A 25,431-nucleotide genomic window follows, 5' to 3' on the forward strand; every position below is an offset into this window, starting at 1 on the left:
CGGTTCAGGCGAGGATGCTACGAAGGGGCTCCACGCGGGTGATGCTGTAGTCCAGGCCCGCCGACGCCAGCACCGTGGCGATGATGTGCTCGGGGAAGATGTTCTCACCCCGAGGGTCGATGGCGCCGGTGCGCAGGTCGAACGTGCCGGGCGACATGCCAATGTCTCCACTCTTCCCGAAGACATGGTTGTGCTTCACGCCCGCGCCCATGAGCATGCAGGAGTTGGAGATGTGGTGGTCCCGGCCGCCCGCGCTGTTGATGAGCGGCGTGCGGGAGAACTCGGAGAACACCATGATGGTGGTGTGGTCCATGAAGCTATCGCCCGCCGGGTGGGGGGTGTCGATCAGGTCATCCACCAGGTCGGACAGCGCGTCGAAGCCCCGGCGCTGGTTGTTGGCGTGGGTGAGCTGCGTGCCGAAGTGCGTGTCCAGGCCACCCGTGAGGTTGATGGTGAGGCACTGGGCGATGCCCTTCTTGAGCGCGGTGGCCACCATGGCGGCACGTCCCGCCTCGGTGTCGTAGTTGCCACTCTCTGGCAGGCTATAGCGTTCCCGGACCGCCGCCATCTCCGGGGTCTGAGCGTCGAACTTGAACGACGCTTCCAGCTTCTGGGCCATCACCTGCTGCATCTGGTCCCGGCTGTTCTGGTACGTGGTGCCCACGCCGCGAGCGCCGTAGGCGGCCTCCTCGCAGGTGATGGGCTGGCCCCGGAAGTCGACCAACTGCTTCTCGATTTCGCTGTCCAGCAGCTGCGAGCTGGGCTTGAGCGTGAGCAGCAGGTCGTCCTTGCGGCTGACGCGCAGCGCGTTGGCGTAGCCCGGGTACCGGTCGTTGTACGACTCCACGTTGAACGCGATGTTGGAGATGGGCACGCGGGGCTTCATCTGCCCCACGATTTCCGTCGCCGTGGAGGAGCCACGCGCCGCGCTACCGATGGGCATCTTCCCGGTGAGGAAGTAGCGATAGCCCACCTCGTGGCCCAGCGTGTTCATGTTGATGCCGCGCACCACCGTCATCCGGTCGAAGTGCTTCGACAGGTCACCCACCGCGGGACCGAAGTCGATGTTGGACCGGCCCACGCCCGACTTCTCCGGGCGCAGGGGGATGGCGGAGAAGCGCGCGTCATTGATGAGGTTGTAGCCCGGCAGGATGCGCGTCTCCGCCGCGCGGTCCGGGGTGAACTCGTCCGGGTCCTTCGGGTCGAAGGCGAGCAGTTGGTCCCAGCCACCGTTGAAGTACACGAAGACGAAGCAGCGGTCGGCCGGGGCCAGCGAGGCCGCCTGCGCGAAGGAGCGGAAGGGCAGCCCGCCCAGCAGCGTGGAGCCCATGAAGCCGGCCGCGGCCTTGAGGAAGGTGCGGCGCTCGGGACGGTGGTTCTCGTCGAGTCGATTCTTCTTCATCGAAGTCACTCCGAGCTTCAGTAGGTGATGAACCGCGCGTCGGTCAGCATGGCGATGCACATCACCGCCAGCGCGTCCGAGCGCCGCTTGGCCGTCTCCGCCCGGGCCGCGGCCTGGGTGAAGAAACCGACCCACTTCGTCAGCTCCTCGCCTTCCAGGGGCGCACCCCAGAAGCGCAGGGAGTTGTAGACGAGGAACTCTCGCACCTGGGTGTCCGTCAACTTGCGCAGGTCATCCCAGGTGCCCGGCAGCGTGCGCGACAGCGTGCGCTTGGAGGCATCCGCCTGCTTCACCTCATCACCCGCCTGGGCGATGCACACGAAGCGCGCGCCATCCTCCAGGAACTTGGCGAACACCAGGTTGGGCTCGGTGTTCTCGCTGGAGACGAGGGCGAAGTCGGCGCGGCCCAGGGACGAGGCGCGCGCGTCGATGCCGTCGCCACCATTCACCCAGCGGCGGCCGACGGCCTCCAGGATGGCGGCGTCGAGCTGGGCGACGGTGAGCCGGCGCGGGGCGCGGCCCACGCTACCGCCCTGCGCTTCCGGGTCCGGCAGCGGGTCGAAGTCCCCGGGCTGGTGGGGGTTGGCGACCGGTTCGAGCTGCCCGTCCAGGGTGGGGCCGGGCTTCTCCTCGGTGGACTTGTTGCAGCCGGCGCTCAGCGTGAGCAACGCGGCGATCAGGAGCGAGCGGCGCATCAGTCAATCCTCCGGTAGGCGTCGGTCGTCACCACGCGCTCGATGAGCGACTTGAAGCGGTGGCCACTCTTGGCGAAGTCACTGGCGAGCGGCGCCAGGTACATCCGCTGCTCCTCCGCCGTCATCGGGCGGCCCAGGAACTCGTTCCAGACCCGCTTCACCGTGCAGCGCTCCAGCTCACCCGACTGGTACATGCGCTCCACGAGCAGCCGCGGACCCGCCTCGATGTTCTGCTCCTCGTCGGCCGTGCGGTACAGGTACGTCTTGAGCATGCCCAGGCTGCTTGCGCCGTCGCCGTCGTACGCCTGCATGACGTACTGGGAGCACTCGCCGCCGCAGTTGGTGTCGCCGTTGATGGCGCAGTCGCGGCACTTCGGGTCGAAGCGCGGGAACTGGTTGGCCGGCAGGAACTGCGCGGCGCGCTCGGCGTAGCGGCCCCAGTGGGCGCCGGTGGGCTCGATGGTGGCGTGGCAGTAGTTGCAGCCACAGCGCTTGGCCAGGTTGTTCTCCCGGTTGCAGGCATCCTCGGGGTCGGGCAGGGACGTCTCCGAGCCGGGCACGAAGGTCTTGCAGAGGAACGCCTCGTAGAACTCGGAGACGCGGGCCCGGTGCGTGGGGAACCGGTAGAGGAACCCGGGCGTCGTCAGCACGCCGGAGTGCGACTCATCCCGGGTGTATTCCTTCCAGTTCGCGGCGTCGGTGTAGGCGATGGCGGGAATCGACTCCAGCGGCGCGGGCGCGGTGGCGCTGAAGACACCCACGCCCTGCCGCTGCCGGTAGAACTCCGACAGGGTGCCGTTCACGAACGAGCGGCGCGTGGTGAGGATGTTGTAGTAGGGCTCGTCGCGGCGGACGACGGACTCGGCGATGCGCAGCGGCTCCTCGTTGAAGGCGGCCACGCGCATGTCGTGAACGTTGCGCACGTAGAGCGGGTCCGTGGTCTGGCCGATGTTCGACACGCCGCAGCGGCGCATGCCCACGCCGCAGCCGCAGCTGCGGTCATTGGCGAAGCGGCCCGTCTCACAGGACTCACGCGTCCAGGGGTTGTGGTCGCGCTCCTGGGCTTCGATGGCGCACACCTTCACCGTCGCTGGCGAGCCCGCAGGGGCCCAGTAGGGTGCGGGCTTCGTCACGTAGCCCTCGCGCTGGATGCAGCCGCGAGTGGTCGAGTAGGCGCCCTTGATGTTGTTGTTGATGGCGAGGTCCAGCGTGCAGCGAGTGAGCGTCAGGAGGCTCGGCTTGGTCTCTGGATTGGGATGGTCGAAGGACACCACCAGGCCCGAGCCGCCGGTCGCCGCATCCGTCTTCTCCTTCAGCACGGAGGTCGTGTTCTTCTTCGGGTCGGGCAGGCACAGGTACGACTTCACGGTCGCCGCGGCGCCGCGGTTGTCGCAGAAGTAGCGGTACTTCCCCCATTCGTCGGTCGCGGGCAGGGCGGCCAGTTGGGCACAGGTCGTCACCACGTTGGCCGTCTTGACGGCCAACTCCGTGCATTCGAAGAAGTTGGTGTCGTAGTCGTAGCTGACCGGCATGGGCACGCCCATGGCATCCGTGCAGCTGGTGCGCGGCGCCACGGCGTGCCCGTCCTGCGTCGTCGTCAAGCAGGAGCTCTGCTCGATGTCGGAGTTGCAGGACTGGCCGTTGACGCCTCGCAGCGCCGTGGACGGATTGTTCGCGAAGCCGAAGGCGGCGCTGGTGCCGTTGCCACCCAGGCGCGAGTTGCCGTTGTCGAAGACACTCGCGCTGATGTTCGAGCGCAGGAGGGCGCGGTGGAAGTTGCGCACGCGCGTGTAGAACAACTCGTCATTCATCATGGCGCGGATGTCTTCTTCAGACACCGAGCCCTTCGCCTGGACTGCCTTGTACTCCTCCCAAGTGGGCGGCCGACCGAGCAGGTCGAGCGTCAGCTGCCGCAGATGTCTTTCAGGAGGGACCTTCGCGACGGGCGCGCAAACAGCGGCCTCATCGGCGGAGGCTGGCAGAGCCAGGAACAAGGCGGCGCCAGCCAGGATGGCAAGGCAACGCTCGCGGAGCACGGGGAACCTCCGTGGAGGGGGGGAGTCGGGGGCGACCGTGACTGAGTATGCAAGAATTACAGGGAGAAGATCCAGTCGGCCTAACAGAACGCTTCATCCGACATGTCGGCACAACGGTGTATCGCTACTGCATTGGTTGCATCGGCGGACGTGTCGCGAGAGATAGGGCGCATGTCGAACGCCACCTCTGCTCCGCTTCAGCCCCGAGTGAGCGACCGGGCTTTTTATGTCTTCACCGGTGTTGTCTCCGCGCTCGCGCTCGCCTTCATCGCGTGGATTCTGATGGGCCGTCGCGACGGCGTGGAGGGTGTGGATTTGCGCTTCCTTCCGGCCGTCAACGCGAGCCTGAACGCGACAGCGGCGGCGCTGCTCATCGCCGGATGGGTGGCCATCAAGCGCGGCGCGCGGCGCGTGCACCAGTACCTGATGGTGGCGGCCTTCGCGGCGTCGGCGCTGTTCCTGGTCTGCTACCTCACCTACCACTACGTGCACGGAGACACGCGCTACGTGGGCGACTGGCGAGGGCTGTACCTGTGCATCCTGGCCAGCCATGTGCTGCTGTCCATGGGTGTCGTGCCCCTGGCGCTGGTGGCCTTCTACTTCGCGTGGCGCAAGGAGTTCCCCCGGCACCGCAAGGTGACGCGGTGGCTGGCGCCCATCTGGGTGTACGTGTCGGTGACGGGCGTGGTGGTGTACTTCATGCTGCGCGGCGGCCTGACGTCCCTGTAGCGACGCTCAGGGCAGCGCGCGTCGGAGCCAGCGCTCGAAGGCGTCGAAGGTGTCCTGGGCGCCCTTCACCACGCGGTCATCGAAGGCAGGGTCGGCCGCGTCCACGGATGCGCGCGTGAGCACTTCGCCAAAGGCGCGCCACCGGGGGCCCACGTCGTCACCGTAGGCGCGGAAGAAGACGAAGTCGCCCGCGGGGGTTCCCTCGAAGTGGCGGCGCAGGTGTCGGAGGATGAGCTGGCCTCCGAGCGTGGCGCCCTCCAGCACGTAGCAACTCCCGAGCGCCTCGGGCAGACCGAGCAGCGGCGGTGGCTCCGGGCACCTTGGCAGCCGCGCGAGCGACGGCGTGTCATGGCCGAGCGCGCGCAAGTCCGCTTCCAACCACGGCACCTTCACCCTCTCGTGAAGGCCCAGCCCGGGCAGCGCGGCTCCCATCAGTGCGGTGAGCTGGTCCTCCACCGGGAGATGGAAGCCGTGGAGCGCCTCCAGGTGGCGGCGATAGCCCTGGAGCGTCAGTCCAGGCTCCAGCAATCGCACGGCGGACTCGGTGCGCTCGTGGTGGGGGCGGGTTTCCGTCTTGAGTCGCGGCAGCAGGGACACGGTTCAACCAAGATGGCCCCACCCGGGCTCGGAGGGAATGGCTAAATCCCAACCAACGCCGCCAGGGCTCCCTGTCAGGAACGTGAGGAGGCGGCCGACCGGGGCGCCATGCGAATCCTGACGCTCGATGAAGTGCCGTGTCATAGCTGGCCCTACCAATCCGCCGCGCCTCGGGGTGGGAGCCAGACCGTGTGGTTCCCCCTGCTGCGCGGCACGGTGGATGTTCTCCCGGATGAAGTCGCCGCGCTGCTGGTGCTCTCCGACCTCCAGGGCGTGGCTCCTCATGCACTCCAGGACGGCGCGGTGGCGCTGCTCGGAGAAGTGCTCGCCGATGAGCTGGCGATTCTCGGTGAGCTGGGCACGCTGCCCCAGCCGGGAACCGTCGGCGTGGTGCTCGCGGGAGACCTGTACTCGGAAGCGAATGCGAATGTGCGCGGCGCCTCCGGTGACGTGCGCGCCGTCTGGCAGGCCTTCGCCGAGCACTTCCGCTGGGTGGTGGGCGTGGCCGGCAACCACGACACGTTCGGCGGTGCGCGCGAGCAAGTACGCTTCCAGCAGCGCCCCGGCATCCACCTGCTCGACGGCGAGGTGGTGGACCTGGAGGGCCTTCGCGTGGGCGGCGTGGGTGGCATCATCGGCAACCCGGACAAGGCCGGCCGACGCGGGGAGACGGACTTCCTGCGACAGCTCGATGCGACGCTGCGCGAGACACCGGACGTGCTGGTGCTGCATCAGGGGCCGGACGTCGAGGGCACTCGGCTGCGCGGCAGCCCCGTCATCCGGGAGTCCGTGCAGAGGCGCGCAAACCTGTTGGTGGTCTGCGGCCATGCCCACTGGGAGACGCCGCTCGCCACCCTTCCTGGCGGCACCCAGGTGCTCAACGTGGACAGTCGCGCGGTGCTGCTCGAACGCGCGAAGCCGTCCGCGTGAAGACGTGAGGCGCCGCGCGGTCCCCGGTCGACCTCACCGGGAACCCGCTTCGCCACGGACGGCGACTCAGCGACAGAAGCCGTCGCTCCGACACGTGGCCGGAGGCAAGCAGTTGAGGCCGGAGCCGATGCAGCTCGGCTGACACGCGCCAATGCCAGTGCCGTCGCTGTAGCAGACGTAGCCCGAACGGCAGTCACCCTGACCGGTTCCCACCTCGCGGGAGCAACTGTCCAGACAGTTCTTCAGCCCCGACGAACTGACCGTGTAGCACTTCGAGCCCGCGGGACACGCCGTCGTGTTGCACACGAGGGAGCAGTAGCCTCCAGGGAAGTTCGTGTTGCAGAACCCCTCCGCGCAGTCGGAGTCATCCGTGCACGATGCGCCCACGTCCAGCGTCGGGTCATCGTCGATGGGCGCCAGCGGGAGCAGGTCGAAGCTGATACCGGGCGTGGAGTCACCGGCCTCCACGTCGAGCGGCTCGAAGGAGTCGACGTTGCGCCAGAAGCCCGTGCGCTCCCCGTCCTCGAACAGCTCGCCGTCCTCGTCGTCGTCGATGGTCGCCAGCGCGTAGTAGGTCCGGGGCTCCAGCGCTAGGGAGTAGTCGTAACCGCGCGACGCGCGAGCCACGGTGATGGCCTCCTGGGCCGCCTCCCACTCGCCCGTCAGCGCGTTCTGCCAGACGAAGGCCACAATGGCATCCAGGTCGTCCGACGTGCCCACGCCAATCTTCAGCGCCACCGTCGCCGAGCCGGCCGCTCCGGAGCCCGCGAGGTTGAGGTTCACCACGTAGTCGCCATCCGCGAGGCCCGCCGTGTTCACCGCCACGTCCAGCGTCGTCGAGCCGTAGGCGGGTACCGTCTTGGTGCTTCCCCCGGGGAAGGACACCGCCGACTGCTGCGCGCCCGAAACAGTGGCCGTCACCACCAGGTCGCCGCCCTGTCGGCCGCCCACGTTGCTCAGCGTGAGCTGCTGCGTGACGCTCTGCCGGAAGAAGAGCGTGCTCGTCGACACGCTCAGCTTCGGCGGCTCCAACGCCGGGTCCGTGCTCTGGATGCGCCGCAGCGCCGCCTGCGCGTTGATGAGTCCCGCGCCACAACCTCCGGCGCACAGCGAGGAGGGAATCGGCGTCGCGGTGGTCTTCAGCGCGCTCTCCGCCTGGCTCGACGTGAGGTCCGCGCTCAGCTTGGCCGCGGTCGCCGCCAGCAGCGCCACCACGCCGGCCACGTGCGGCGCCGCCATGCTGGTGCCCTGGGAGAAGGCATACGCGGGCTGCCGGTTGTCATCCAGCACCGTGGACAACACGCCGTCCGCGTAGCCGTCGCCGTTGATGTCCTCCACCATTTCACCGCCGGAGGCCACCACGTCCACGCGCGCACCGTAGTTGGAGAAGCTGCTGCGCCGGCCCGACAGGCCCGTGGAGCCCACGCAGATGACGTTCTCCTGGTTGCACGGCGTGCTGTTGGAGGCGTCCACGTTCTCGTTGCCGGCGGCGACGACGATGATGGCGCCGCGACGGACGGCGGCGTCGATGGCGTCCTGGTAGAGCGGCTGCGGCGGCGCGCTGCCACCCAGGCTCATGTTCACCACCTTGGCGGCCTTGGCCGGGCGCTGGGTGATGCCGGGCACATCACCTCCGGTGGCCCAGGCGATGGCCGCCGCGATGTCGAAGCTGTTGCCGCCCTTGTTGCCCAGCACGCGCACCGGCAGAAGCTGCGCGTTCCAGGCCACGCCCGCGACGCCGACGCCGTTGTTCGTCACCGCGGCCACGGTGCCGGCCACGTGCGAGCCATGCCACGACGAGCCGCCCTGCGGCTCATCGCCCCCTTCGTCCAGGGGATTCGGGTCGCGGCCATTGCCGTCACCCGCGTTGGTCGGGTCGGCAATCATGTCGTAGCCCTGCACCACGTGGGTGTTGAGGTCCGGGTGCGAGACGATGCCGGTGTCGATGACCGCCACCACCACGCCGTCCGCTCCGAACTCGATGTCCCATGCGGCCGGCAGGTTGATGGTGGGGTAGTGCCACTGGAGGCCGTAGCCCTTGTCGTCGGGAACGGCCGTCTTGTACATGCGCAGGTTGCGGTCCGTGTAGCGCACGCCCGGCACCGCCGCGAGCTTCGACACCAGCTCTCGCGTCTCGTCCGTCGTCACCGCGTGGCCGTCCTCCGCCTCGAAGCCCACCAGGTGCAGGTACTCGCTCGCATGGCCCTTGTGCACCACGCGGTAGCCCGGGAGCGCCGTGGCGGACAACACGTGCTCGGGTGACACGCCCGCTTCCTCGAAGCGGACCACCACGTCACCAGCGATGGTCGGGTCCTCCTGGGGGATGCGTGCCAGGGGCGGCGGCCCCAGCGGCGCGGGGATGATGGGCAGGCCCGGGTCCGTCTGGTCCACCGCCGAGCGGCGCACGCGCTGTGCCTTCGCGCCGCGCATCGAGTCCTTCAGCCGCGCCAGCACGCCCTTGCCGAAGGGAAGGTGGGTGGCTCGGGAGACTCCACCCTCGGAGGACTGCTCGTTGCTGCGGAACGGCGTCAGCGTCCCCGCGACGGTGCCGGAGTTCGCATCAGGCCCGCCCCCGCCGTCCTCGTCACACGACGTGGCGGAGAGCAGCAACATTCCGACGAGCAATAGACGACGCATTCGAGAGAACCCCCTCCAGGAAACAGTGGGGGGACCCTAACACCGCGTGTCCAGACGAACGGGGATTCTCAGCTGGCCTGCGCCACCCCGCCGCCGCTCTCCGTGTCCTCGCCAACGTTCTCCTCGGAATCGTCCTCCAGCGCGTCGACGCCGCCCGGCACGCCATCCACGTAGGTGACGACGTTGCCCGGCATCGCGGGCACGCGCGGCCCTGGAGTCACCACACCCGTGAGGTTGAGCGGGTCCACGCCGGAGAGCTGCACTCGCACCCCGGAAGGAGGCTGCCGTCGCACCGCGCGCGCCATGTCCACCGCCTCCGGCAGCGCGAACTGTTCTCCAACGAAGCCCGCGACGAAGCGACCACCGCGCACCTCGCCTCGCGCCTCCATGCGTCGGTAGACGAACAGCAACTCACGCCACGTGGGCGCCAGCGCCTCTCGCATCACCAGGTCTCGCCAGACGATGCCGTAGCGTTGGAGGAACAGGCGCGCCAGCGAGTCCATCACCTCGTCCGACGTCTTCGGCTCCGCGGGCGCCAGCAGGCTCCAGCGTCCGGGTCCACCGCGCTGCAACAGCTTCTGCCGCTTGCGATGCGCGGGGCTCTGGAGCACGCGCAGGTTCTGCACCGCGTCCGCCGTCACCAGGCCGCGCGCCACCAGCTCCCACAGCGCGTCCTCGATTTCAGCGGGCAGTCGTCGCGCGCGGGACACCAGGTCCTGGAAGAAGCACGCGCCCCGGCGCTCCAACACCGACACCACATCCTTGGCGGCCACGCTGAGGTCCGGCGGCGTCCACACGTCCCCATCCGCGAGCACCGCGTGAGGCCGCGCCGCCGCGAGCATCCACTCCAGGTCCTCTCGCAGCGTGAAGGTCAGCGGCGCGTTGCGAGTGGGCGAGGCTCGCGAGCGGGTGGGTGCCGGAACTTCCGGCTCCGGCGGCGTCACGGGCGCGCCGCGACGAGGTCCCGGCACGGGCTTCGGCTGGTCCTTCATCGTCAGCCGGCCCCAGGCCACCTCACCCGCGTAGCAGGCGCGCTCCAGCATGTCCGGCGTGTAGCCCCGCATGCGCGCGGGCAACAGGAAGCGCTCCCACGCGGAGGCAGGCGCCTCGTAACCCTGGAGCAACCGCACCGCCTTCATGAGTCCCGTGGAGCCGCGCAGCGCGTCCACGTCCTCCATGTGGTGCCACCGGAAGAGGAAGCGCATGAAGTCGCGTCCGCTCAGCGGTTCGATTTCCCGGCGCAGCCGCCCCACTGTCATCCGGTGGATTCGCTGGAGCAGACGGCGGTCGCACCACTCCAGCGGCGGCGTCTCTCCCGGCGCGAGAGGTGTCTCCAGCGGACGGAAGCGGCCCCGCAGCACGGTGCCCTGCATCTCCAGCTGATGCATCGCCGCGTTGACCTCGTCCTCGCTCAGCACGCAGAGGCGAGACAGTTCCGCCACCGTGGTGGGGCCCACGTTCTCCATCCGCCCGCGCACCACCTGGAGCACCGCGGCCTCCCGCTCCACCGGCCGGTCATGCGCCAGCACCGGCAACGGCGGCTGCGTCACCCCGTCGGGGAACAGCGCTCGCACCGCGCTCCCCCGTTCCGCCGCGACGAGGAAACGTCCGGCGGGCAGGTCCAACCACGCCACCCGGCCCTGCTCGAACAGCGGCGTCGCCAGTCCCTTCGGCACCTCCGCGTCCCGCACCAGCACCCACTGGAGGAGCATGTCGTGCAGCTCGTCCTCGTCGCGCATTGGCGGCGCGGCGTCCTCCACCACCGTGGCGATGGCCGTCGCGTCCAGCGCGCCGAAGGCCGCCGCGTCCTCGGCTGGCAGCGCGCGGCGCAGGGCCACGTTGCGCACGCGGCGCTCCTCCGCCGGGGCGTCATCCAGGAATGTGTACGGTTGGCTGTGAATCATCGCGTGCGCGAAGACGCTCGGCTCCGGTACGTCGCGCGCCTCCAGGCGGATGCGGCCGTCCTTCATGCGACGGAGCACCTCGCGCAGGCCCTCCACATCCATGGCCTCGTGCAGACAGTCGTCCATCGTCTGCTTCACCAGCGGATGGTCCGGCAGCTCGACGTCGCCGCCACCGTGGTTGTCCTGACAGCCCACCTGCGCCGGGAAGACGGCGGCCAGCAGGTCCTCGCTGCGCGCGCGCTGGAGGTTGGGCGCCACGCGCTTGCCCCCCATCATCCGGTTGAGCGCCAGGGCTCGCGTGGCCACCCAGCGGAAGCGCGTGCCGAACAGCGGCGACTGGAGCACCGCCTGCACCAGCACCTCTTCCACCTGGTCCGGGTGAAGGAAGTCGAAGATGTCCGCCAGCGGAAAGGAGTGCTGCTCGCCCAGCGACAGGAGGATGCCGTCCTCCGTCGCCGCCGCCTGGAGCTCGAAGTCGAACGAGCGGCAGAAGCGCTTGCGCAGCGCCATTCCCCAGGCCCGGTTGATGCGACTGCCGAAGGGCGCGTGGATGATGAGCTGCATGCCGCCTGCTTCGTCGAAGAAGCGCTCGGCCACCACGAGCTGATTGCTGGGCACCGCGTCCAGCATCTTCTTGCCCAGCCGCAGGTAGCCCAGCAGCGCATCCACCGCGGGCGGCGGCATGCGCAGCTCCTTCTCCAGGAAGCTGGCCGCGTCGTCGCGGTTGAGGAGTTCGTCGCGCAGACGGCCGACCTGGAGCGACAGCTCGTCCGTGCGTCCTGGGGCCTCACCTCGCCAGAAGGGCACGTTGGGCGCCGCGCCGCGTGCATCCTCCACCATCACCGTGCTGCCCATCACGCGCTGGATTCTCCAGGCGGTGCTGCCCAGGAGGAAGACGTCTCCCGGCGACGACTCCACCGCGAAGTCCTCGTCCAGCGTGCCCACCACCTTGCCCTCAGGTTCGGCGGTGACGCTGAAGGTGAAGGTGTCCGGGATGGCTCCGCCATTGGTGAGCGCGGTGATGCGCACGCCGCGCCGGCCCTTGAGGCGCTGATTCACGCGGTCTCTGTGCAGGTGGATGCCCGCGCGTCCACGCCGGTCGGCGATGCCCTCCGACAGCACCTCCAGCACGCCCTGGTACTCCTCCCACGTCAGCTCGCGGTACGGGTACGCGCGCTGGAAGAGGCTGAAGAGGGCGCGCTCGTCCCACTCCTCGCACGCGCACGCGGCCACCACTTGCTGCGCGAGCACGTCCAGCGGCTTCTGCGGGATGATCACCGCGTCCAGGTCACCCTCGCGCACGGCGTTGAGGAGCGCGGCGCACTCCATCAACTCGTCGCGAGTCATCGCGAACACGATGCCCTTGGAGATGGCCGCCTTGTGGTGGCCCGCGCGGCCCACGCGCTGGAGCAGCACGGAGATGGCCTTCGTGGTGCCCAACTGGACGACGAGGTCCACGTTGCCCACGTCGATACCAAGCTCCAGCGACGCGGTGGCCACCATGACGCGCAGTCGGCCGTCCTTGAGCTTCTCCTCCGCCGCCAGCCGGATTTCGCGCGACATGCTGCCGTGGTGGGCCGCCACCAGACCTTCGCCCAATCGCTCGCCCAAATCATGGGCCACGCGCTCCGCCATCTTCCGCGTGTTGACGAAGATGAGCGTGGTGCGGTGTTCACCCGCCAGCGCCACCAGCCGGTCGTAGACCTGGCCCCACATCTCGTGGCTCGCCAGCGAGGACAGCTCCGCGTCGGGAATCTCCAGCTTCAAGTCCCACGGGCGCAGATGGCCCACCTCCACCTTGCGGCACTCGCGGTGGGACGCGCCGGTGAGGAAGCCGGCAATCGCATCCAGCGGTTTCTGCGTCGCGGACAGGCCGATGAGCTGGGGGCGCATCTCCGTGAGCGCCTTGAGCCGCTCCATGGACAGCGTGAAGTGACTGCCCCGCTTGTCGCGCGCGAGCGCGTGAATCTCGTCGACGATGACGGTGCGCACGCCGCGCAGGGTGGCGCGGGCACGCTCGGCGGTGAGGTAGAGGTAGAGCGACTCCGGCGTGGTGATGAGGATGTGCGGAGGACGGCGCACCATCTGCGCGCGCTCGGAAGCGGACGTGTCACCGCTGCGCACCTGCACGCGCAGCTCGCCCGGCGTGTAGCCCTCCGCGCGGGCTCGAGTGAGCAACTCCTCCAGCGGCTGGAGCAGGTTCTTCTGCACGTCGTTGCCCAGCGCCTTCAAGGGCGAGACGTAGAGCACCTGGGTTCGGTCCTCCAGGTTCCGCTCCAGCGCGAGCCGGAACAGCGAGTCGAGCGCGGCGAGGAACGCGGTGAGCGTCTTGCCGCTGCCCGTGGGCGCGGCGATGAGGACGTCATGCCCGGCCTGGATGAGCGGCCAGCCCTCCACCTGGGGACGCGTGGGCTCGCCCAGTCGTTCGGCGAACCAGCGGCGGACCACCGGGTGGAAACTCGCCAGTGCCGGGTGCGCCGCGCACTCGGCGGCGAAGTCGAGACTGATCTGCGGGGGCATGCGCACCTCTCCACCCGGAGCCTGAACACAGGTACAGGCGGGCGTCAACGCGCACGCGGCGTGGGGAACGGCCTCGCCCACACCCTCCGCTCGGGTACTCCCAGAGCAGGCGACCGCGCCGTTAGGCTGGGGACATGCGCACACCCATCGTCCCCTGGCTCATCATCGCGGCCCTCAGCCTCGGAGCGGCCCCTCCGGAGACGGCCGCGTCGGAACCGCTCGTCGCGCGCATCCAACGCGCTTCCGAGTACGCCCGGTCCGGCAATGGCGCGGAAGCCCAGAAGGAACTCACGGTAGCGCTCAAGGAAGCGCCCCAAGACGCGAGCGCCCTCTTCGTCCAGACGTGCGTCTTCCTGGAGCAGGGCGCGTTGCCCAAGGCGGAGCAGACCCTGAAGCGGCTTCGCGCGGTCGCCGCGAAGGAGCCGGAGGTCGTCATCCTCTCGTCCCTGGTGGAGCAACGCACCCGTCAACCGAAGTTCGATTGGCGTGAGGCCTTCCTTCACGCGTGGGCCCAGGCAGAGCGCCCCCTCTTCGCGGAGAGCCGCTTCTTGCTGGAACCACCCACCTCATCCAGCGATGGCAAGCCTGAGTTCGACGCCGCCTGGGAACGCACCGAAGCAGCGGACGTCCGCCTCATCCTCGCGCTCTCGGGAAACATGCTCGGCAGCCCTGACCTGGAGTGGCTCGCCACGCACCTCGACAAGGTGAAGGACCCCGTCCTCCTGCGCGCCGCCTTCGAGCACTTCCTGACCGCGGCCCCCCAACATCCCGAGGCGCTCGCGAAGGCGCGCACCACGCTCAAGCCCCGCCTTCAACAACTCGCCGCAACATCGCCCCAGGAGATTCAACTCCGGTTGCTCGTGCTGCTGGGGGACACCGACCCGAAAGCGCCCTTCACTCCAGAAGAGCTCGCCGAGCTGGAGCGCATCGCCGACCTCCCTGACTACCGGACCGCCTCCACCCTCTCGATGTACACCGAGGCCATGCGGCTCCTGACGCTGGCGAAGGTCTCCCGCCTTCAAGCCAGTGCCTTCTCAGCCTTCGTGGGAGAGCTGGCGCTCACCGGTCCCTACCGCCTCACCCAGCGAGCACTCGTCTCGGACACGCTCACGGCCGGGGACCGTGAGCGACTGGGCCACGTGTTGTCCTCCATTGGCGAGCGCATCGTCGAAGAGACCACGCTCGTGGAGTATCTGGTAGGCCTGCGCATGGTGATTCAGGGCGTGGAGATGCTCAACGACCCGAAGCGACGGGAAGAAGTCGGCGCGGCACAGTGCCATGCCTTCAAGCTCGCGCGCGTGACCCAGCCCCAGCGCATGGACCTGTGGCCCCTGCCCTCACTCCAACGGGCATGGCTCACCGCATCGCTGGAGAACGAGCGGGAGCACCTGCGGGCCTTCCTCATGAAGTGAGCGCGGAGGGCCTTACGCCCCCGGCGCGGGCGCGGCCTCCCCCACTGGAGCCGCCGCGGTCCTGTTCCAGACGATGCGGTACGTCGCCGCCGTGCCGTCGAAGGCGATGGGCTCCACCTCCACGTGCCCGGCGCCCGCGACGCGCAGCGACTCCGCCAGGAAACCCGCGGAGAAGTACGGGTTGTCCGCCGCCACGTCCTTCATCCACAGCGTGGCGGCGCCCTCGCCGGACTCCTCCACCCGCACCTCGTTGAAGTTGTTGCCAGCCCTCACGTTGTAGGGCACCCGCTCCAGGGTCCTCATCGGCCCCAGGCGGGTGACGAGCGACAGGCTGGCCCGCCCCACCGGCGTCTGCCGGAAGCCCTGGAGATAGCGCGCACCCAACGCCAGCCAGGCCTCCTTCGCCGGCAGCGACGGGAAGATGTCCTGCACGGCCACCCGCAGGAAGCCTCGCCACTGCTCCAGCGAGTAGGCCGGCCGCAGCCGCTCCGACAAATCCAGGCCCACTCCCTTCAGGCGCTGGCGCCCCTCCCGCGTCAGATAGGGGCCCAGGGCCCTCACGAAGAGGGCTTCCACGGACTGCGCGAAGATGAGCTTCTCGGGCGACATGACGGATAAGTGGCAATGGCCCCCCGCAACGGCGAGCCATTCCGCATGTCAAACGTCAGATGGTCATCATCACCGGGGCAGCCGCACCGTGAAGGTCGTCCCACCCGACGCACTGGACTCCACCGTCACCTCGCCTCCATGGGCGAGCAGAATCTGCCGGGTGATGTAGAGCCCCAACCCCAGCCCCGAGGACGCCGCCGCCTCGTGCTGGATGGCTCGCGAGCCTCGACGCCATGCGGCGAAGATGTGTGGAAGCTCCTCCGAAGGAATCGGCGGTCCGCCATTGTGCACGCGCAGCACCACTTCCCGCGCACTCGCCTGGCCCCACATCCGCACGGGACTGTCCACGGGGCTGTACTTCAGCGCATTCGCCAGCAGGTTGCTGAACGCCTGCTCCAGCCGGTCCAAATCCCACGCGCCGCGCCCGTCCCCCACCACCTCCAGCACCAGCATCCGCCCGGGGTGACTGGCGCGCATCTCCTCCAACGTGCGACGCGCCACGTCGAAGACGTCGCAGTCCGAGGCCACCACCGGGACACCGCCCCCCAGGCGCGAGCGCGCGAAGTCCAGGAGCTGGCGAATCATCCGGTCCATGCGGTCCGCGCTGGTGAGGATGCGCTCGGTGAGCGAGGACTGGCGCTCGTCCAGGTTGCCCTTGCGCTTGAGCTGCTGCGCGGACATGGACAGCGCATTGAGGGGATTGCGCAGGTCATGCCCGAGCATCCCGATGAACTGCTCGCGGAACTCCTCTTCGCTGCGCTCCTCGGTGACGTCCCGCGACGTGGCCATCAACGCGGCCACCTGGCCGTCACCATCCAGCGTGGGTGACAGCGTGTAGTCGAAGTGACGGGGCCCCTGGTCCGTCGACAGGGTGATTGCGCCGCGCTGGACCTGACCGGTGCTCAGCGCCACCTCCATCAACCGGATGAAGGGCGCGAGCGACGGGTCCTTCTCCTCCCGCGCGCTCAGCGATTCACCCGAGACGAGGACCTCGTGGCTGCCTCGCGCCGCATGCGCCGCCTGGTTGGCGAACAGCAGACGTCCCGACGCGTCGAACAGCGCGATGGGGTCCGCGGCGGAGGCCATGGCCATGTCCAGCAGTCGACGCTGGCGCTCCACTTCCCGCGACAGCGCGTGCACCTCGCGCTCGGCGCGGCGCAGGCGCAGCAGGGCGTGCACCTGGGCGACCAGCTCCTCTGGGTCCACCGGGGCCACCAGATAGCCGTCCGCGCCGTGCTCCAGGCCGTGCGCCCGGTCGCCCGGCCCCACCGCCTGTGCGGACAGGTGCAGGACGAGCATGCCCCGGGTGCGAGAGGCCTGCTTCAGGCGCCGGCAGACCTCCAGTCCGCTGATGTCCGGCAACCGGACGTCCAGGATGGCCAGGTCGGTGTGCTCATCCGCGAGGGCCAGGGCCTCGCTGCCTGAGCCCGCGTCCACCACCTGGAAGCCCGCGAGCCCCAGCACGCGGCTGGTGACGTAGCGACTGGCCTCATCATCATTGACGTTGAGAATGACCGGAGATGGAGGACTCATGACGTGCGGGGCAGAGGTACTCCTTCGTACCCGCCGGACTCCGGTCGCGCCACATCCATCGCCGCCCACGGGTGCTTCCTGACAGGCCGGGCGGACAGCCCATGGAATCCCTGTCCGTCGGGAAGACGCTCAGGACGCTAACGGGCCGGGTCGATTCGCGATAGGGAGGACATCATGCGTCCTCCCTGTCGCCCGCTGCCCGCGGATGGCCGCTTTCTTCAGGCCATCGCTCCCACGCCCCTTGTCCCCGTCCGACTGGACCCGGAGGGCCCCACCATCTGGTGCAAGCTGGAGTTTCTCAACCCCAGTGGCTCCACGAAGGACCGCATCGCGCGCTACATGTTGGAGAAGGCCTGGCGCCTGGGCGAGTTGCAGCCCGGCGGCGAGGTGGTGGAGGCGTCCAGCGGCTCGACGAGCATCGCGCTCGCGCTGGCGAGCGCGCAGATGGGCGTGCGCTTCACCGCGGTGATGCCCGAGGGTGTCACCGACGAGCGTGTGCTCACCATCCGCGCCTACGGCGGCGACGTGGTGCTGGTGCCGAGGGCGGAGGGCGTGCGTGGCGCCATCGCCAAGGCGGAGCAGATTGCCCGGGAGCGCAAGGCCTTCGCGCCCCGCCAGTTCGAGAACCCGGACAACGCCGAGGCGCACCGCGTGTGGACGGGGCAGGAGATCCTCTCCCAGATTCCGGGCGGCCTGGTGCATGGCGTGGTGAGCGGCGTGGGCACGGGCGGCACGGTGGTGGGCCTGTACCAGGCGTTCGCGGAAGCGGGCTGTCCGGTGACGGCCTTCATCGCGCGGCCCATCGCGGGGCTCGGCTGCGACATCGAGTGTTGCAGCTTCAGTCCGCGCGTGCCCGGTGTCGTGGACGGCATGTCCAAGCTGTACCGCGACTCGGACATGCCGGGGCGCGTGGAGCTGGACGTGTCGGACGAAGAGGCCATGTGCACCGCGCGCGCCCTCATCCGCCGGGGCTTCCCGGTGGGCCCGTCCTCCGGCCTCAACTACGTGGCGGCGGTGGAGGCCTCGAAGCGACTGGGTCCCGGCGCGCAGGTGGTGACGGTGTTCCCGGACCGGATGGAGCGCTACTTCTCCACCGAGCTGATTCAGCACCGGCCCGCGCCGCCGCGCGTCGTGGCCTGACGCACACTCACGCAAAGGGCCGGCGCGACAACACTCCGCCGGCCCTCACGGGCGAGCAGGCACGCCCTCTTCCGATGCCTGGTTCACGCTGAGCATGCATCCGCGTGCGCACCGTCCGGGGTCATGCTAGAAGCCGACTTCGTGCTCACACGCATCTGGCTGTGCCTCAGCCTGTTGCTGTTCGCCCCGACGGAAGGTGGCCTGTGGAAGGTCATCGCCGACGTGACGGATACCGTGTGCGCGCAACGTTGCCCGGATGACGATGCGAGCGGTCAGTGCGCGCCGGACTGCGCGGACTGCACCTGCTGCGGCCATGTGCGCTCCATCGCCGCGCCCGTCTCCCCTCCCTCGTTGCTCCTGGAAGCACCTCGGCCGCGTCTCGTCCTTCAGGATGAGGATGCGCCCGCCTCCGCGGACCTGGACGACATCCTCCACGTCCCCAAAGCCCTCCTCGCCTGAGGCAGTGTCCGTCTCTTCGCGCGAGCGGCTCCAGGTGAGGTGCGTCCACGGCAGTACCAGGACACCTCGCGCCTGACGCTCGCTTCCCTTTCGCGAGGTCTACTTCCGTGTTCAATCCTTCCGCGACGGCGGCCCTTGGGCTCGCCGCCGCCCTGGTCTGGCCCTGCGCCAGCACCGCTTCACCTTCTGAGTTGTCCTTCCAAGACGCGCTGGCCCTGGCCCGCCAGCGCGCTCCTTCCCTGTTGGATGCAGCGGGCCGCGTCGCGGAGGCACAGGGGGCCGTCGCGGGCTCCGCGCCCTGGCTGCGTGACAACCCGACCCTGAGCGCCGAGGTGGGCCCGCGCAGGCTCGACGACGGCACCCGGGGCCTCCAACTCTCACTCGGGCTGGCGCAGCCCTTCGAGCTGGGTGGCAAGCAGGGCGCGCGTCGGGAGTCCGCTCGCGCGGGGCTCGCCCGCGAGGGCGCCGAGCAGCAGGACGCCGAGCGACGCGTGCTCGGTGAAGTGGCCGCGTCGTTCCTGCGCGCTCTCTACGCCCGCGAGTTCTCGCGGCTGATGCACGAAACGGAGGAGGCCGCGCGAAACCTGGCCAGCTCCGCGAGCAAGCGCTTCGAGGCGGGTGACGTGCCCGTGGTGGACGTCAACGTGGCGCGCGTGGCGCAGGCCCGGGCCCATGCGGCCGTGGTCGTGGCCGAGGGCGAGGAGGAGGCGCTCGTGAGCGAGCTGCGCGCACAGCTCGGGTTGCCCCTCCAGGAGCCGCTCGCGGTGCGCGGCGCGCTCAAGGAACTCTCCTCGCTCCCGGTGGCGAAGCCCACGGGTTCCTCCGAGCGCGCGGACATCCGCGCCCTGGAGTCGGCGCTCGCCCAGGCCGAGGCGGAGCTTCGACTGGGACGCAGCCAGGCGCTGCCGGACCTGAGCGTGGGCGTGCGCTACGAGAAGGAGGTGGACGAGTCCGCGTGGCTCGGCACCCTCAGCGTGCCACTGCCCGTGTTCTCCCGAGGTCAGGAAGAGAAGGTGACGGGAGAGGCCCGCGTGCGACGGCTGCGCACCCTGCTGGAGGCCGCGCGCCGCACGCGCGATGTCCAGGTGGAAGCCGCCCGCGTCCGCGATACCCGGCGCCAGCAAGCGCTGGAGGTGCTGACGCGCGATGCCCTGCCACTGCTGGACGAGAACGAGTCGCTCGCCCGCAAGTCCTATGAAGCCGGGGAGATGGACCTCGCGGGGTTCCTCCTCGTCCGCCGTGAAACGCTCGAGACGCGCGTGGCGCTGCTCGACAGTCACCTCCAGGCCGCGCTCGCCCGCGTGCAGCTCGCCGTCGAGACAGGAGCCCTGCCATGAAGCCCTCTCATTTCCTCCTGTCCGCCCTCGTCGTGCTGTCCGCCTGCAAGTCCGACAAGCCCGAGCATGAAGACGACCACGCGCACGAAGAAGGCGCCGAACCCAAGGGACATGACGAGGGACACGATGAGTCCCACGTCCACATCGCGCCGGAGATGCTCCGTGACTTGCGCGTCACCACCGCGCCCGCGTCGGCGCGTCCCGGAGGAGAAAGCGTCACCGCGCTGGGCGAGCTGATGTTCAGCGAGGACGCCTACGCGGAGGTGGCCTCCCCCATCTCCGCCCGGGTGGGCACCGTCTTCGTCACCACCGGCCAGGAGGTGAAGGAAGGCGAGAAGCTGGCCGAGCTGCGCAGCCCCGAGCTGGGCAAGGCCCGCGCCGCCCTCCAGTCCGCGAAGGCCCGCGCCGCCTCCGCCAGACAGACCGCAGAGCGCAAGCGCGCGCTCGCCGCCGAGCGCATCGTCGCGCAGAAGGACGTGCAGGCCGCGGACGTGGACGCCGCGGGCGCCGATGCGGAGGTCGCCGCGGCCCTCGCGGAATTGGCGGCGCTGGGCGCGAGCGAAGGGGACCTTCGTCAGGGCGCGGGCACGCCGGGCTTCATCCTGCGCTCGCCCATCCAGGGCACCGTCATCGAGCGTGATGCGAGGATGGGACAGATGGCGGACGCCGAACATCCCCTCTTCCGCATCGGTGATTTGGGCTCGCTGTGGCTCATCGTCCACGCCTTCGAGCGCGACGCGGTGCGCATCCAGAAGGACGCCGAGGCCCGCGTCACCTTCGCCGCCTTCCCGGGCAAGGAGCTCACCGCGAAGGTGGGCCACGTGGGGCAGCGCGTGGACGCCTCCTCGCGCACCATCCCCGTGAGGCTGGTGCTGGAGAACCGCGAGGGCCTGCTCAAGCCGGGCATGTCCGCCACCGCATCCATTCCGCTCGGCAGCCCGGATGGAACCATCACCACCGTGCCGGCCGCTTCGCTCCAGCGCCTGGAGAATGGCTGGGTGGCATTCCTGCCCACCGGGGAGCGCGGCTCCTTCGAGCGGCGCGAGGTGGGACGAGGCCGCACGCTGGGAGACCACGTGGAGGTGCTCTCCGGCCTGAAGGTCGGTGAGCAGGTGGTGGTGGACGGCGCCTTCCTCCTCAAGGCGGAAGTCGAGAAGTCCGCCGGCGGAGGTGCCGAACATGGCCACTGAGCCCACGTCGTCCCTGGTGGGGCGCGTGCTGCGCACGTCCTTCGCGCGGCCCGGCCTCACCGTGGTGCTGGCCCTGGCGTTGTCCGCCTTCGGCGCGGTGGCGCTGCATGGGCTTCGCCGCGACGTCTTCCCGGACCTGTCGGCGCCCATCTTCAACGTCATCGTCCAGAACGCCGCCATGGGCGCGGAGGAGCTGGAGACGGCGGTGGCCATTCCCATGGAGGTCGCGCTCGCGGGCCTGCCCGACGTGCGCCGCATCCGCTCCACCTCGCAGCTGGGCGTCACCCAGGTCACGGTGGAGTTCGAGCCGGACGCGGACTACTTCCGCAGCCGGCAGTACGTCGCCGAGCGCGTGGCCCAGGCCCAGGGAGAATTGCCCCCTGGCACGGACGCGCCCCTCGTCTCCAGCCTCACCGGCCGGCTCAATGAAGTCTTCGAGTTCACCCTCGAAGCGGAGCCCGGCGCGGCGGACCTCATGGCGCTGAGGGATTTGGCCGAGTTCGAGGTGAAGAACCGGCTGCTCGCCGTGCCCGGCGTCGCGGGCGTGGAGCGACTGGGCGGCTACCTGCGGCAGTTCCAGGTGCTGCTGGACCCCGACCAGATGGTGGCGCGCGGCATCAGCCTCAACGAGGTGGAGCACGCGCTGGAGGGCGCCAACCTCAACGCGTCCGGCGGCTTCGTGGTGCAGGGCCCCATGGAGTGGACGGTGCGAGCGATTGGACGCGCGCAGACGGTGGAGGACCTGAACAGCACGGTGGTGGCGCTGCGCGCGGGCACGCCCGTGTTGCTGGCGGACGTGGCCGACGTGCGCGAAGGCCCCGCGCTGCGTCGGGGAATCGCGCACCGCCTCAAGGGCGAGGTGGTGAGCTGCCGCGTCATCAAGCAGTTCGGCGCGGACACGCAGCGGGTGGCCGCGGGCGTGCGTGAGGCCATCAAGGAGCTGGAGCAGTCGATGCCCAAGGGCGTGCAACTGCGCGTCGTCTATGACCAGTCGGTGCTGGTGGACGAGGCGCTGGGGGGTGTCAGCCGAGCCATCCTCCTGGGCGCGCTGCTGGTGGTGCTGGTGCTGTTCGCGCTGCTGGGAGACTGGCGCGCCGCGCTCATCGTCACCCTCACCCTGCCCCTGTCGCTGGCGCTGGCGGGAATCCTCCTGAAGCTCGCCGGCATCGGCATCAACACCATGACGCTGGGCGGCCTGGCCATCGCCGTGGGTCTGCTGGTGGACGCGGCCATCATCGTCACCGAGAACATCATCCATGACCTGCGCGAAGGCGCGGGGCGCAAGTCCGTGCGCGATGAAGCGCTGTCCGCGTCGCTGGAGGTGGGGCGTCCCATCGCCTTCGCCACCCTCATCGTCGTGTCCGTCTTCATCCCGCTGTTCGCCATGACGGGCATCGAGGGGCGCATGTACCAGCCCCTCGCCGCCGCCGTGGTGGCGTGCCTCGCCGCGTCGCTGGCGCTCGCGCTCACCCTGGTGCCGGTGGCCTCCTCGCTGCTGCTCAAGGCCCCGCGTCCGGGACAACCCGAGGACGTGTGGCTCATCCGCAAAATCAAGACGGTGTACGCGCCCATGCTGGACGCGTGCATGCGCAGGGCGGGACTGGTGCGACTGGTGGCGCTCGCCATCACCGTGCCGGCGCTGGGGCTCGCCTTCGCGGTGGGCAGCGACTTCATGCCTCGACTGGATGAAGGCGCCTTCCTCCTCCAGACGGTGCTGCCGCCCGAGGCGTCACTGGAGGAGGTGGACCGGCTCAACCACCTGGTGGAGGACGTGCTGCTCGGCTTCCCGGAGGTGGAGGACGTCGTGCGGCGCACCGGCCGCGCCGAGCGCACCGAGGACCCGATGCCTCACACGGTGTCGGACGTGCTCGTCGTGCTCAAGAAGGACCGGGGCAGAAACCTGGAGAAGCTGGAGGCGGACCTGCGAGTCGCCGTGGCGCGCGTGCCCGGCGTCACCACGCTGTTCACCACGCCGCTGGGCATGCGCATCGACGAGGGCCTGGGCGGCAGCCCCGCGGACCTGTCCGTGCGCATCTTCGGGCCGGAGCTGGAGACGCTCGCCACGTTGGGAGAGCGGGCCCGCGCCATCCTCGCGAAGGTGGACGGCGTGGAGGACCTGCGCGTCGAGAAGCTCAGCGGTCTGCCGCAGCTTCGCATCACCGTGAATCGCGCCGCGGTGGCGCGGGTGGGGCTGACGCCCGGCGACGTCATCCGCGCGGTGCGCGTGGGCCTGGTGGGCGAGGAGTCCTCCCAGGTGTGGAAGGGTCAGCGGCGGCACGACCTGGTGCTGCGGCTGGCGGACCACAAGCGGGGAGACCTCCAGGCGCTGCGCAACCTCCTGGTGGATGGACATGACGGCACGCGAATTCCCCTGAGTCAGCTCGCCACCATCGAGGAGACCTTCGGCGCGGGCAGCGTGCGGCGCGAGGCCGGCAGCCGTCGGCTCGCGGTGGAGGCCAGCGTGTCCGGCAGGGATTTGGGCAGCACCGCGGCCGAGGTGCGCGAGCGGCTGGCCGCGGAGCTGAAGCTCCCCACCGGGTACTTCCTCGACGTGGGAGGACGCGTGGAGAGTCAGCAGCGCGCCGCGCAGTCGCTGGCCATGGCCATCGCCGTCGCCATCCTCGCGGTGTTCATCCTGCTGTACCTCGCGCTGGACTCGGTGGCGGAGGCGCTCGTCATCCTCGCCACGCTCCCGGATGCCTTCGTCGGCGGAATCCTCGCGCTGCTCATCGCCGGAGAGACGTGGAACGTCTCCAGCCTCGTGGGCCTCATCGGCCTGTTCGGCATCGCCGTGCAGAACGGCCTCGTGCTGGTCTCTCAGACCAAGGACCTGCTCTCACGCGGCATGCCCTTCGACGAGGCCATCCGTCAGGCGAGCCTCGGTCGCGTCCGCCCCAAGCTGATGACCGCCGCCACCGCCATCCTCGGCCTGCTTCCCCTGCTCGTGCTGCCCCTGCACGGGACGGAAATCGAGCGGCCCCTGGCCGTCGTCATGGTGGGCGGACTGGTGACCTCGACCCTCTTCACCCTGCTGGTTCTTCCCACTTTCTACGCATTTGTTCATGGCGTGAGAGAGCGCATCAGCCGGCGTGTGGCCGATCGCAGGTCAACTGTGTCCTGAGAGACAGGGAAGGTGTTCCGGGCCTTGGACCGGCAACTTTCGGCCCGGAACACCGACAATCCCGTGTTTTTCCCCTATTCCACACGTCGGGGCCTCTCATGAGCGTTCGCCTTCCTTCCGCCACCGCGACCCGTACCACCTCCACCAAGGCTTCAGCGGCGGCGACGACCGTCACCGCGCCTCCGGCGGGACTTCGCAAGGGTGACTCAGGCCCGAAGGTAAAACAGCTCCAGGACGCGCTGTTGAAGCTGGGCTACCTGACCAAGGCCCAGGTGAACACGGGCCCGGGGACCTTTGGCGCGCAGACCGAAGCGGCGGTGAAGAAGTTCCAGGGCGACAAGAAGCTGCCCACCACCGGCTACTACGGCGAGCAGACGCAGGCGGCGCTGAAGAAGGCGCTGGCGGGCACGCCCACGACTCCGACGACGCCCACGACGCCGGGCACCAAGCCGGCGGTCATCAGCGCGCCCTCGCCCAACTCCGACAGCCGCAACGGCGCGGACATCGACACCATCGTCATGCACCACACCGCGTCCAACGACGGCAAGGCGGACCTGTCGTGGATGCGCAACCCGAAGAGTGGCGTGTCCGCGCACTACATGGTGGACCGCGACGGGAAGATTTATCAGCTCGTGGGTGACGACAAGCGCGCGTGGCACGCGGGCAAGAGCGAGCTGCATGGCGTTCCCACGGACGTCAACGCGCGCTCCATCGGCATCGAAATCGTCAACGACGGCAGCGGCAAGACGCCCTTCACGGAGGCGCAGTACAAGGCGCTCACCCAGCTGACCAGCCACCTGAAGGAGAAGTACGACGTGCCGATGAAGAACATCGTCGGCCACGCGGACGTGGCGGTGCCCAAGGGCCGCAAGAACGACCCGGCCCCCAACTTCGACTGGTCGCGGCTGCGCAAGGGCATCTCCTGAGCTGACGCGGTGAAGCAGGTGTGGTGAAGCGCGGGTCGAGGGTCCTTTCGGGACGCTCCCCGCGCTTCGTGTTTGAAACGGGCAGGTGTCCCGCCTGTTCCCCGGAAGCGCGCGCCGCATGAAGTGCGCCGGTGAACAACCAGGCACGGTTGCGGCCATCACAGTGTGATGACCCCGGTTACACCGGGACCGCGCGGACCTGCGTTCCCTGGCCTCTCGTGCGTCGTCAGTCCGCGGAGTTGTGTCTCCGGTCC

At 69.4% G+C, this 25,431-nt stretch carries 17 protein-coding genes; 9 read left to right on the top strand and 8 right to left on the bottom strand.

Annotated elements, in window-relative coordinates:
- Positions 1–4 precede the first annotated feature (4 nt).
- Genes HUA76_RS01230 through HUA76_RS01240 form a run of 3 tightly spaced genes read right to left on the bottom strand, consistent with a single transcriptional unit; the run spans position 5 to position 4,133 of the window.
- Positions 5–1,402, bottom strand: a complete 1,398-nt coding sequence (locus tag HUA76_RS01230) for a DUF1501 domain-containing protein (protein WP_174454529.1) — start codon at positions 1,400–1,402, stop codon at positions 5–7.
- Between the two features lie 17 nt (positions 1,403–1,419).
- On the bottom strand, positions 1,420–2,097 hold the full coding sequence (locus tag HUA76_RS01235) for a hypothetical protein (protein ID WP_174459762.1): 678 nt from the start codon (positions 2,095–2,097) through the stop codon (positions 1,420–1,422).
- Complete coding sequence (locus HUA76_RS01240) at positions 2,097–4,133, bottom strand: DUF1585 domain-containing protein (protein ID WP_174459763.1); 2,037 nt, start codon at positions 4,131–4,133, stop codon at positions 2,097–2,099. The genes HUA76_RS01235 and HUA76_RS01240 overlap by 1 nt, the downstream gene beginning before the upstream one ends.
- Before the next feature lie 171 nt (positions 4,134–4,304).
- On the opposite strand from HUA76_RS01240, the gene HUA76_RS01245 reads away from it, so the two are divergent.
- Positions 4,305–4,862, top strand: coding sequence for a DUF420 domain-containing protein (locus HUA76_RS01245; RefSeq protein ID WP_174454526.1), 558 nt, complete (start codon positions 4,305–4,307; stop codon positions 4,860–4,862).
- A gap of 6 nt (positions 4,863–4,868) precedes the next feature.
- Here the strand turns inward: HUA76_RS01245 and HUA76_RS01250 are convergent, their stop codons facing one another.
- Positions 4,869–5,459, bottom strand: coding sequence for a biliverdin-producing heme oxygenase (locus HUA76_RS01250; protein ID WP_371823416.1), 591 nt, complete (start codon positions 5,457–5,459; stop codon positions 4,869–4,871).
- A 108-nt stretch (positions 5,460–5,567) separates the two neighbouring features.
- On the opposite strand from HUA76_RS01250, the gene HUA76_RS01255 reads away from it, so the two are divergent.
- Entirely contained in the window at positions 5,568–6,389 is an 822-nt protein-coding gene (locus tag HUA76_RS01255) for a metallophosphoesterase (RefSeq protein ID WP_174459764.1), read from the top strand.
- Positions 6,390–6,455: 66 nt separating this feature from the next.
- Here HUA76_RS01255 and HUA76_RS01260 read toward each other — a convergent pair whose 3' ends face one another.
- Positions 6,456–9,026, bottom strand: coding sequence for a S8 family peptidase (locus HUA76_RS01260; protein WP_174459765.1), 2,571 nt, complete (start codon positions 9,024–9,026; stop codon positions 6,456–6,458).
- A 68-nt stretch (positions 9,027–9,094) separates the two neighbouring features.
- A complete protein-coding gene (locus HUA76_RS01265; protein WP_174459766.1) occupies positions 9,095–13,450 on the bottom strand; it encodes a DEAD/DEAH box helicase in 4,356 nt (1,451 codons plus the stop codon).
- Positions 13,451–13,584: 134 nt separating this feature from the next.
- Here HUA76_RS01265 and HUA76_RS01270 point away from each other — a divergent pair, with 134 nt between their 5' ends.
- Entirely contained in the window at positions 13,585–14,862 is a 1,278-nt protein-coding gene (locus tag HUA76_RS01270) for a M48 family metallopeptidase (protein WP_254613958.1), read from the top strand.
- 12 nt (positions 14,863–14,874) lie between these two features.
- Here the strand turns inward: HUA76_RS01270 and HUA76_RS01275 are convergent, their stop codons facing one another.
- Together HUA76_RS01275 and HUA76_RS01280 are read right to left on the bottom strand one after the other, a co-directional pair.
- Positions 14,875–15,471, bottom strand: coding sequence for a DUF2378 family protein (locus HUA76_RS01275; protein WP_174454522.1), 597 nt, complete (start codon positions 15,469–15,471; stop codon positions 14,875–14,877).
- Positions 15,472–15,540: 69 nt separating this feature from the next.
- Positions 15,541–17,004 carry an ATP-binding protein gene (locus HUA76_RS01280; RefSeq protein WP_174459767.1) on the bottom strand — a complete coding sequence of 488 codons (1,464 nt, stop codon included), beginning with the start codon at positions 17,002–17,004 and terminating at the stop codon, positions 15,541–15,543.
- A 174-nt stretch (positions 17,005–17,178) separates the two neighbouring features.
- Between HUA76_RS01280 and HUA76_RS01285 the strand changes: the two genes are divergently transcribed.
- From HUA76_RS01285 to HUA76_RS01310, 6 genes are all read left to right on the top strand, one after another.
- Positions 17,179–18,144, top strand: coding sequence for a PLP-dependent cysteine synthase family protein (locus HUA76_RS01285; RefSeq protein ID WP_174459768.1), 966 nt, complete (start codon positions 17,179–17,181; stop codon positions 18,142–18,144).
- 123 nt (positions 18,145–18,267) lie between these two features.
- On the top strand, positions 18,268–18,603 hold the full coding sequence (locus HUA76_RS01290) for a hypothetical protein (protein WP_174459769.1): 336 nt from the start codon (positions 18,268–18,270) through the stop codon (positions 18,601–18,603).
- 191 nt (positions 18,604–18,794) lie between these two features.
- Positions 18,795–19,940 carry a TolC family protein gene (locus HUA76_RS01295; RefSeq protein ID WP_254613959.1) on the top strand — a complete coding sequence of 382 codons (1,146 nt, stop codon included), beginning with the start codon at positions 18,795–18,797 and terminating at the stop codon, positions 19,938–19,940.
- Positions 19,937–21,130 carry an efflux RND transporter periplasmic adaptor subunit gene (locus HUA76_RS01300; RefSeq protein ID WP_174459771.1) on the top strand — a complete coding sequence of 398 codons (1,194 nt, stop codon included), beginning with the start codon at positions 19,937–19,939 and terminating at the stop codon, positions 21,128–21,130. Before HUA76_RS01295 ends, HUA76_RS01300 begins: the two co-directional genes overlap by 4 nt.
- Positions 21,120–24,251, top strand: coding sequence for an efflux RND transporter permease subunit (locus HUA76_RS01305; protein ID WP_174459772.1), 3,132 nt, complete (start codon positions 21,120–21,122; stop codon positions 24,249–24,251). Before HUA76_RS01300 ends, HUA76_RS01305 begins: the two co-directional genes overlap by 11 nt.
- Before the next feature lie 98 nt (positions 24,252–24,349).
- A complete protein-coding gene (locus HUA76_RS01310; RefSeq protein ID WP_174454517.1) occupies positions 24,350–25,177 on the top strand; it encodes an N-acetylmuramoyl-L-alanine amidase in 828 nt (275 codons plus the stop codon).
- The last annotated feature ends 254 nt before the right edge of the window (positions 25,178–25,431 follow it).

This window comes from Myxococcus sp. CA056 (assembly GCF_013336715.1).
GTDB classification, from domain to species: domain Bacteria; phylum Myxococcota; class Myxococcia; order Myxococcales; family Myxococcaceae; genus Myxococcus; species Myxococcus llanfairpwllgwyngyllgogerychwyrndrobwllllantysiliogogogochensis.